6 protein-coding genes are annotated in these 4,352 nt (G+C 31.3%); all 6 read right to left on the bottom strand.

Going from position 1 to position 4,352, the window contains the following annotated elements:
• A partial coding sequence (locus tag P8H68_RS07070; RefSeq protein ID WP_300322858.1) for an FAD-dependent oxidoreductase occupies positions 1-899 on the bottom strand: 899 nt, incomplete at its 3' end.
• A gap of 64 nt (positions 900-963) precedes the next feature.
• Entirely contained in the window at positions 964-1,386 is a 423-nt protein-coding gene (locus tag P8H68_RS07065) for a hypothetical protein (RefSeq protein ID WP_300322857.1), read from the bottom strand.
• A 10-nt stretch (positions 1,387-1,396) separates the two neighbouring features.
• The gene (locus P8H68_RS07060; RefSeq protein ID WP_300322855.1) at positions 1,397-2,881 is read right to left on the bottom strand and encodes a cryptochrome/photolyase family protein; all 1,485 of its coding nucleotides are present in this window, start codon (positions 2,879-2,881) and stop codon (positions 1,397-1,399) included.
• Positions 2,881-3,012 carry a DUF2256 domain-containing protein gene (locus P8H68_RS07055; RefSeq protein WP_300322854.1) on the bottom strand — a complete coding sequence of 44 codons (132 nt, stop codon included), beginning with the start codon at positions 3,010-3,012 and terminating at the stop codon, positions 2,881-2,883. The genes P8H68_RS07060 and P8H68_RS07055 overlap by 1 nt, the downstream gene beginning before the upstream one ends.
• 77 nt (positions 3,013-3,089) lie before the next feature.
• On the bottom strand, positions 3,090-4,202 hold the full coding sequence (locus tag P8H68_RS07050) for an FAD-binding domain-containing protein (protein ID WP_300322853.1): 1,113 nt from the start codon (positions 4,200-4,202) through the stop codon (positions 3,090-3,092).
• The coding region (locus P8H68_RS07045; protein WP_300322860.1) for a DUF2805 domain-containing protein at positions 4,199-4,352 on the bottom strand (154 nt) is incomplete at its 5' end. The genes P8H68_RS07045 and P8H68_RS07050, both read right to left, overlap by 4 nt.

Below are 4,352 nucleotides of genomic sequence, written 5' to 3'. Positions count from 1 at the left end.
TGATAAAATATATTATTAATCAAAGAATTTTTGTCTGAGACCAAACCAATCAATGCTTTTTTAATTTTCTTTTTATCTACTTCAAAATATAGGGTATCACAAGACTTCCATATTTTTTTTTGTTGATTCAAACTTGGAATTATTTTCCCTGGATCTGTAGCTACAATGGTAAAGTCTGTATCCAAAATAGCTCCATTGGAAAGAATTATTTTATTTGGTTCAATTGACTGAACTTTGGTTTTAAAGAAAAATTTAGTTTTTTTTAATTTTTCAGTTAACTGTTTAGGAATTGCCTCTATTCCCGACTTAGGCAGTGCCGCATCACCTTCTCCAAACATTTTATAAACAAACTCAAACATCCTACTCGAAGTTCTCAATTCTGTTTCTAAAAAAATTCCACTAAAAAATGGTTGAAAAAACTCTTGAATTATTTTTTCTGAAAAACCAAAATCTTGTAAATATTGCAACGTAGTTTTTTCCTCCTTCAAAAAGATAGCTGAAATCGAGGTGTGTTTCAACATCTTATTTAATTTTAAAATATTTAATTTATCAGTTATAGTACCAATCCCTGATAAAATTGTGGGTAACAACAAGGAAATATTCCTTAGCGGATCACCCAAAGTTTTTTTCAATCTATTCTTAAAAATAGTAGAACCCGGTAAAAAAAGCTGTAAATCCAGGTCTTCATAATCCAAATATTTTTGTGCTGCAGGATAAGCTGTAAGCAATACTTGAAATCCCCTATCCAACTGATAACCTTTAAATTTATCCGTTTTTATTCTACCACCTGGCCTATCACTTGAATCTATAACAACAGGTTCATACCCTTGATTTTCTAGTACCAAGGCTGCAATAAGGCCACTTATTCCAGCACCAATTATGTGAATTTTCTTTTTCATCTTTATTATTAAGATACAAAATTTCTGTTTGATTTTTCTATCATTAAAATAATTTTCTGATAGTTTAACCGTAATAATCTAAGGACATAAAGTTTGTTTTTAATTGCATCATTTTTAAAATGAACTTTTTGTTTCCTTTGTAATTATTATTTTTTTTGAACTTCACAAATTCTCCATTCGCATGAATACTAAAACAGTTTGCACTATAAATCACTAATTTATAATAAGGGATAATCCAAGAAAATCGTTCTAACTTTCGTGAATAATGGACAATAATTCCTTTAGGACGTAACTCTATATTTCCATAATCTGTTTCAGAAAATTTTAATTTTCCTAAATCTAATTTTGGGCTTAAGGAAGCCACCACGAACCTTGCAGATCCTACTCCTCCCATGCGAATCTTTTCTAAAAAACGAAAAGATTCCCCTAGCAAACGGTCACTTTGCTCATCATATTCATCATTTCTATAAGTCGTATCAAACACCATAATTCAATTTTTAATTGGATAAATTACTGAGGTAATTCTCAGCTTTTTCAATATGTTTTGATCTTTTTTCTTGAGGCATTTTATCAAACATAGACACCAACATACCTAATCTAGGATTTTTAGTAAAAAAAGACCTATGCTTATCCATAAATCGCCAAAAAAGGCCATCCCAAACAGATTGCCATTCTCCTTTTTTATAATTGCTCATCTTCATCAAATAATTGCTTCCACTGATGTAAGGCTTTGTTGCCATTAATCCACCATCAGAAAACTGACTCATTCCATAAATATTAGGAACCATCACCCAATCGTAACTATCAATAAACAATTCCATAAACCACTTATACACTTCATCAGGATCAAACTCACAAAGCATCATAAAATTCCCTAAAATCATAAGACGTTCTATATGATTACAATATCCGGTTTTTAGTAATTTTTTAATCGTTTGGTCAATAGGTCCAATACCCGTATCTCCTGTATAAAAAGACGGTGGTATTTTTTTTTGAAAACCCCAGAAATTTCTTGTCCTTTCATCAGTACCACGACATTCATACATTCCCCTGATAAATTCTCTCCAGCCAATTATCTGCCTCACAAAACCTTCAATTGAATTTATTGGAATATTATTTTCCAAACCAAACTCAACACTCTCCTCTATTATTTTTTGAGGGGTAATTAAGCCTACATTTAACATTGGACTCAAAACGCTATGATTTAAAATAGAATGATCCGATACAATTGCATCTTCATAAGGTCCAAATTCCATAAATCTATTTTCCAAAAATTGTTGCAACCAAATATCTGCATCTTTAAAATTATTTGGGTAAGCAACATAATCTGTTAAGTCACCTAGATTTTCTGAAAAATTGTCCCCAACATAGCTACATGCCTCCGAATAAAATGTATTTATATCCGGATATAAAACGGTTGGAGGTGTTTTCTTGGCTGGATATTTTTTTCTGTTTTCAGAATCATAGGTCCATTTCCCTCCGACTGGTTTCCCTAAGGAATCCATTAAGATATTCATCTTTTTTCTTTGAGAAGTATAAAATGAAGTTTGATGGTATTTCTTTTTATCTTTTTTAAAAAATGATGCCAACTCTTCTTTCGTATTTAGAAATAATGTGGAGTCAAAAATTTCTTGTTTTATAGAATATAGTTGGCACTGCTCGTCTAATCTTTTTTGAAGCCAATTATCTACCGGATCAATATAGTTCACTTTTTGAATTCCTTTACTCTTTAAGAATAAGAGCAGCTCTCTAACATCGGAAATATTCTCCTTTGACTCTATATACTGTACTGCGCAATCTTTTGATTCTAAAAACATCTCATACTGTTTCATAGAAGCCCTATGGAATGCCAATTTTTGTTTATGAAATGGGTATTGTCTAAAGAATAAAAACTCTTCTATCAAATATATAGGAGCTCCGTTTGTAATCAAAATTGATTTTTCAAAAAGTTGATGCGGAAAAATTAAGTTTACTTCTTTCATTATTTTTTATTTCGTTTACAACGCTCACTGCAATATTTTACATTCTCCCAATTCTTCTCCCATTTTTTTCTCCATGAAAATGGGCGTTCACACACCACACAAACTTTCTGAGGTAAATATTGTTTCTTCATTATTTACTATTTACATGAACCTGTAGTATTTTAATTTTTTTCATGTAAACTACATGATATTAAAAAAAAGAATGTCACTAGTGAAGCTCTTTTTTGCATTTTTTCCAAAAAGAAAAAAAAGATGGGTAATAACCTTTCGCTGAAAACATCCAATCCCTTTCTTCCTGAATTCCTTTATAATGTTTGTTTAGTGGATGTTCTTTAAAACGTATTCTTTCCAATTTATACTCTGAAACCAAAGCATCAAATTCTCCTACATAAACCTGAATTCCCTCAATATTTTTGGATAGTGATAAAACAAAATCCAACGATTTTTTAGAAACTGGATATTTTCTAAAAACAGAGGGCTCTAAAAGTAAAATTCTATTCAATGTCAATTCTTTTTTCCACAAAGGGTCTAAATTGTAAAAATTATAGATCAAAGTGGGCAGTTTGGTATTTACAATTATTTTTTTATTCTTAGGCAAAGGTGTTGTCAGCCTCAACATGGTTGAAGTGAGCAACACATCAGGCACTGGTAAAGCTTCAAAATCGTCATAAGCCACATCAAGAAAACTACTTTTTTGTTTGTCATGGCAATAGGTATTTATATTTTCTTGATTGGCATAATATTTCTTATTACTATTTGAACCTGCCACCCATTGCCAACTCAAAGCATTGCTAGCCCAATCAGCATCTAAAAGATGATAGTACATCCATTGCGCAGGTTTTTTCCAATAATTTTTTCCAATATTACAAGCTATGGATGCAATATACATTCTGAGGTGATTGTGTAAATACCCCGTTCTATACAATTCTGTGACTGCCTTATCAATTGCCTTTATTCCTGTTTTTGCTGTATGTAAAGCAGACGATACTCCATAAGAAATTACAGGTTCCTGCTTATTTTTGATATCATAATTTATGGCATCTTCTTTCTCCTTCCAAACCAACTGCCAATAGTCTCTCCATGCCAACTCCTGGACAAACTTCAAAATTCTTTCGGTAGGCATTCTTCTTTTTATCAACTCCTGATATACAAATTTTGTTGATATTACTCCTCTAGAAATGTAGGGAGACAAATAACTGACTGCTCCGTTTATATAATTTCTTGTTTCTTCATAAGAAACAGCATCTATATTCGCAACACGATCAAGAATCAGGTTGAAATCTGTTGGGAAAAATATTTTTTTTACACCTCTACCTCTCATAATCTCTTAGTTATTTTATTAGACGATATTGCTCTCTGTCTTGAGCATTTAAATCGTTTTATATCTTCACTTCTCTTTTTTAAATGCTTACTGCTGACACCACTATGAACTCTTTTTCTCCACCTTTTAAAACTTTTCTCTTTTAAATAT

The sequence above is a fragment of the Flavicella sp. genome, from assembly GCF_029238425.1.
In the GTDB taxonomy this organism is placed as follows: Bacteria; Bacteroidota; Bacteroidia; order Flavobacteriales; family Flavobacteriaceae; genus Flavicella.
This window is presented reverse-complemented; position numbering and strand designations above follow the sequence as displayed.

Excerpts from the sequence above, each read along its gene's own strand:
- P8H68_RS07050 (WP_300322853.1), bottom strand. The coding sequence starts at position 4,202 with ATGAGAGGTAGAGGTGTAAAAAAAATATTTTTCCCAACAGATTTCAAC.
- P8H68_RS07060 (WP_300322855.1), bottom strand. The coding sequence starts at position 2,881 with ATGAAAGAAGTAAACTTAATTTTTCCGCATCAACTTTTTGAAAAATCA.
- P8H68_RS07055 (WP_300322854.1), bottom strand. The coding sequence starts at position 3,012 with ATGAAGAAACAATATTTACCTCAGAAAGTTTGTGTGGTGTGTGAACGC.
- P8H68_RS07065 (WP_300322857.1), bottom strand. The coding sequence starts at position 1,386 with ATGGTGTTTGATACGACTTATAGAAATGATGAATATGATGAGCAAAGT.